The organism is uncultured Microscilla sp. (assembly GCF_947493425.1).
Classification (GTDB): domain Bacteria; phylum Bacteroidota; class Bacteroidia; order Cytophagales; family Microscillaceae; genus Microscilla.
Genome location: NZ_CANLRP010000299.1, coordinates 1 through 5,186, shown reverse-complemented (window position 1 = coordinate 5,186; position 5,186 = coordinate 1). Strand labels below are relative to the sequence as shown.

Genomic DNA, 5,186 nt, shown 5'->3' with positions numbered 1-5,186 from the left:
CATCTACCTGTATAGGCTATGCTAAGATAGTAATTTGTACTTTTTAAATTTAATTCAAAGGTATAAGTCCATAGCTGGTTCGAGTAAATGTTCACCTTGTTAAATGCTGTAAACCAGTGTTTTATATTAAGGTTGCGTACTCACTTTATTTTCAAAAGTGTTTTGGTTTTATGCCTAAACACCCAATTAAATAGTTTTTAAATTCATCAATAACTGATAATCAGCAAATAACTTTGACTAAAATCACTGCGGAGTATTGATACAATTAGTCGGATAAATAAGTGCTTCTTTGTTTTATGGGAGCAAAAGCATTGCCCATGGGGTAGTTTTACAAACTGCCGCATGGTGCTGATTATATGGTATATTTATCAAACTAAATTTATTCGTGATGAAAACTAAACTATTCCTCATTCTTTTTATTTTTTTTAGCGTGACTGGCTTTGCCCAAGAGCGTACCATTACCGGGCAGGTGACCGATGCGAACAAGGAAGGTTTACCAGGTGTAACTGTGTTCGTAAAGGGCACAAATATAGGTGTTACTACCGATGTTAATGGCAGGTATACAATACAAGTACCCGGTACTGCCCGTGTATTGATTTTTTCTTTTGTAGGGTTCCAAAACAAGGAGGTACAGCTAAAGGGGCAATCAGTGGTGAATGTAGTGCTGAAAGAAGAAGGAGGTCTTTCGGAAGTGGTAGTGACTGCCTTGGGGGTACAAACCAAAACACGTAAGGTCAGCCAGGTTTTGAGGAGCAAAACGGTGGGAGCAGGCAGTGCCAAAGCCAAAGATGCCAAAACCTGGAAGCGGTCAAGCGGAGATGTAAACCGGGTGCGTCTGGAGATAGGCGATAAAGAAACTTTGCCGCTACATAGTCGACAAATAGCCGTCAAAGTAGAAGGGTTTCGTGCCAGGGTGGTCATGGATTGTTACTTTTATAACCACTATAACCGTCGTTTTGAGGGTACATTCAAGCTGAAACTACCCAATGGAGCCAGCCCCTCGTTTTTTGCCTTTGGCGAAACCAAAAAAGTGTTTGACAAAGCTAAAGATGTAAAGATTACTGCTATTGACTATGCCCAAAACAAACAGTGGAACTTTCACGGAGACAGTCTGTTGGCAAATCGTACGGGCGAATGGTCGGCAGTAAAACGTGCCAGGGTAGTGCCCAAACAAAAGGCGGCTTATGCTTATACTCAAACCGTGTACAATCAGGTAGATCCGGCACTGATGGAATGGTCGGGTGCCGATATGTTTAACTGTAGGGTGTATCCGTTGACAGCCAAAAAGATGCACCATATTGTCATTGCTTACGACTTTGATTTGTTGGAAACTGACGGAAACCAGGTATTGCAGCTTGCCTTGGGCAATGCCCCCAAAAAGAAAGTAAAAACAACCACTAAAAAAAGCCCGTCAGCTAAAAATCAATCCAACCTAATCAAAACTCCTTCGCTTAAGGTAAACCTTGCCATTGCGCAAGCCAACCCTCAAACCCTCAATATTTCGCCTGCTGCCCAGCCCCAACAATTGGGCAACAATGTGCACCTGCGCTGGATAAACCCTGAAGAGCGAGAAGTAAAGGTGACCATACCCAGGAAAAGCCAATTGGTACTAAAATCGGTAGGGGGGCAGGCAATCAATTATTTTGCTACTTCGTTTAAAGCCAACTTGCCCAAAATACCCCGTAAAAACATGAAGGAAAATGTCGTGTTTTTGTTAGATGTATCGCTGAGTTCGCAACCCGATAAATTCAATGTATGGCTTACTACCTTGCGTGCATTGTTGCACGAAAACCGCGATGTGATTAAACGCTTTTCGGTGATTTGTTTTAACGTAGAGGCGTTTTGGTGGAGAAAAGACTGGACAAAAAACAGTTCCGGAAACATCGCCAGGTTTATGAAATTTGCCAATAAACTATCGCTTGAAGGAGCTACTGACTTGGGCAGGGCACTGGACGAGGTGTATAGCAGCAAGTTGAAAAACAAAGCCAAATACCTGTTTTTGTTGAGCGATGGCGACCTAAGCTGGGGAGAGGATGGTTTGTACCAGTTGTCGAAAAAGATAGCTCCCCAAGACGAATTGTATGCTTTTAGCACAGGGCTTTCGGGTACCGACCCGCGCATATTAGACCATTTGGCGCGTAGTACTCAAGGGGCGGTATTTTCTATATTAAACGAAAGTGAAGTATACGAAGTAAGCCAAAACTTTAGGTACCAGCCCTGGCGTATCAACCAGGTGACAATGCCCGGAAGCAGTGATTTTTTGCTTGCTGGACGTCCCCAATACCTGTATCCTGGACAAAAAATAGTGCTTGCTGGGCGTTACACGCGAAGCATAGCAAACAAGCTCACTATAGAGGTAGGTCAACCTGACCAAACACATTTTTTGAATATCCACTTTAGCCAACAGGTGGCTTCAACGCTTGCTCCCAGAGTATACGGACAAATAGCTACTACGCAGCTGGAAGATTTGGGTAGCTTGGGCGAAAAAGACGCGATAAAGTATGCCACCCACTTTGAGGTTCCAGGGCAAACTTGCTCTTTTGTGATGCTGGAGAGCGACCGCGACTATAGACGTTATAATATTCAACCCGAGGATAACCTGAAGTTTGTCCAGCAAAACCCTGTAAATAAATTGCTGCCAGGTTTGCTCAAAAACATTGCTTCTTTGGGCAATCCCAAGGTTGATTTTATCAATTTGGTGAAAAAACTCAGTGGTGTAGACAAAAGCCATAGCGGGTCTGAACTTGAGCTTTCGAAAACCTTGGATAGCTTGATCAAAAGCTTACCAGTAGATGATTTTATTGTACACTCGCCTCGTTTAAACGGCAGGAGAAGAACCAAATCAGGAATGTCGAACGATTTGCTGGCTACGCTACAGGATGACTCCCCCGATTATAAGATCATTCACCGGGCAGCAGATCGTCGCCGCAATAAAGGAGACGCCATGCGTTTGTTGAGTTCGTTGGTAGAAAAGAATGCAGGAGACCCTAATCAGTTGCGTGATGTGGGATTTTCGGCAATGAAATGGGGGCTAACGGCACACACGTATTTTATATTTAAAAAACTGATCGACTTGCGTCCTTACCAACCCCCTTCTTATCAGCTTATTGCTCAGGCATTGGTGCAGATGGGCAAATATGAGCTGGCAATATTGTATTATGAGTTGGCAGTCGAAACTGAATGGGATGATTGGGAGTCACACGACTTTAAAACAATTGTAGCCATAGACTATCTTCGTTTATTGAGAGAACTCAAGCAAAAACGAGGGTTTAAGCTGCATAAGTATGTAGCACAGCGCTTACCTGAGGTGAAGGAGTTGATCTATGATGAGGACTACAGTTTTAAGACCAAAGATCTGATGGTGTACATTACCTGGAACACCGACCAAACCTATGTTGATTTATTTGTAAAGGAGCCTTCTAAAGAGGTGTGTTCTTATAAAAATGATGAAACCAAAAAAGGAGGGATGATGACCGAAGATGTGGAGGGCTTGGGACCCGTGTTGTATTATGCTGATAAAGCCCAAAAAGGAAAATATGAAATAAGAGTAAACTATTATAACCAGCAGCGGGAGCGTGCTTCTACCAAAACAAGGGTGTATATGGTGGTTTATCGTAATTGGGGCAAGCGCAACGAAAAAGTGACGCGTAAGGTGATTACGCTTGACAGCAAAAATGCCAATACAGCAGAAGCGGAAGATAAAATGGTGCGCATTGGTAAAATAAGGTTTTAGAGCTTGAGTTTTATGTATAGTACATTCCTTGGGGGAGCTTGCCCCAAGGAATGGTTTAACCAAATTTAAGGATATTGGTAAATTACTTCTACAGGGAGCTTTTCATAACTATGGTGTGGCGCACTCATAATGTCCTGACCTGAGGCAATGCCTTGGGGCAACAGGTTGGGCACTTTGTGGGTATGTAGGTATACTCCGTTTTTGTCTTTGGCATAAGGAAAAAGCGCTTTGTTGGTGGTAAAAGTTTTAGGGTCTGCCCAGCCCAACCTATAAATAACTACTCTGGGCGAAAAACTCTCCTGAGTAAAAACTTCCTCTATTAGGTACACTCCACGCCTGTCTTTACAATAAAAATACTCAACAGATTTGGCGTCTGGATAGGTTGTATGTGTGACTGATTGGTTGGCAGGGTTGGCTTTAAAATGTCCTATTTTTATAAAGGTCTGCGCATCTATTTCTTTGAGGGCAATGCTTTTATGACTACCAGCATTGTAATAAAAAACTTGGTTGTTTTTGCTAAACATTCGGATACTTGTGGTTAAAAAAATAAATAATACTTAGGATAGTTGCAAGATAGCGACATTAGTGCCATCAAAACGATTTTTGGACTAATTTTCTGCTCAAGAACAATTATTTACCCTACTTTGTTTTTAATAAAACTGACAAATTTGTGGTGATTTTAAGACAAATGGCGGTTTTGATTTGGGCATTCGTTGTTGCATGAAAAGACACTATAAAAATGGGTAAATCAGCAGATTTAACTTATCTTGGTTGATGATACGTTTACAAACATCGTTGAATAATTAAAAATAATCACTAAGGAATGGTGTAAAAATAAATTTCTATAGTAACGCTAAAATATTTTGTTGCTAGACGCGGCACGGCAATATCCAGTAGTGCGGTCGGTAGACTTTTAATAAAACAGCTTTTTATACCTGCCAGGTTTTCAAAACCTGGCAGGTATGGGTAGACCCCTCTTTATTATAGGTTTGCAAATATGAAATTTCAACTGCCTATACTAGTGGATATTGAGCGAGCTTGAGGGATGGTCGGCTAATAGCATGGCTATTCGTCTATTTTTTAACAAAGTATAGCCTCAAAAGATGAGGTTAAGAATGCGTATTTATTTTTGAACAATTCCTAAGAAAGAAACTGAGAAATAAAGTGCTCGATAAGCAAAAAATTGAAAAATTGAATAACCGGCTGGAAAACCTCAAGGTTAAAATTGAGTTTTATAGTTTATTGCTATACAGCGATAGAATATCGGCAGACAAGCAAAAAGCGCAAGATATTGTAGACAGTTTGCTGGATGAGTTTGCCGCTACTAAGCGAAAATTGGCGGAAGCTGAAATATAGATTACGGACACCTAGATAAATAATTCAAGTTGCGGCTTATGCCTCAACCCTTTTTAGTGTATAAGCAAAAAGAAATAAAAACACTTTTAGCAAAAAT

General features: G+C 41.2%; 3 protein-coding genes. 2 read left to right on the top strand and 1 reads right to left on the bottom strand.

What is annotated here, in order from left to right:
- Positions 1 to 388 precede the first annotated feature (388 nt).
- Entirely contained in the window at positions 389 to 3,733 is a 3,345-nt protein-coding gene (locus Q0954_RS32720) for a carboxypeptidase-like regulatory domain-containing protein (RefSeq protein ID WP_299465849.1), read from the top strand.
- A gap of 65 nt (positions 3,734 to 3,798) precedes the next feature.
- Here Q0954_RS32720 and Q0954_RS32715 read toward each other — a convergent pair whose 3' ends face one another.
- Entirely contained in the window at positions 3,799 to 4,257 is a 459-nt protein-coding gene (locus Q0954_RS32715) for a hypothetical protein (protein ID WP_299465846.1), read from the bottom strand.
- 667 nt (positions 4,258 to 4,924) lie between these two features.
- Between Q0954_RS32715 and Q0954_RS32710 the strand changes: the two genes are divergently transcribed.
- On the top strand, positions 4,925 to 5,089 hold the full coding sequence (locus Q0954_RS32710; RefSeq protein ID WP_299465843.1) for a hypothetical protein: 165 nt from the start codon (positions 4,925 to 4,927) through the stop codon (positions 5,087 to 5,089).
- The last annotated feature ends 97 nt before the right edge of the window (positions 5,090 to 5,186 follow it).

Excerpts from the sequence above, each read along its gene's own strand:
- Q0954_RS32715 (WP_299465846.1), bottom strand. The coding sequence starts at position 4,257 with ATGTTTAGCAAAAACAACCAAGTTTTTTATTACAATGCTGGTAGTCAT.
- Q0954_RS32720 (WP_299465849.1), top strand. The coding sequence starts at position 389 with ATGAAAACTAAACTATTCCTCATTCTTTTTATTTTTTTTAGCGTGACT.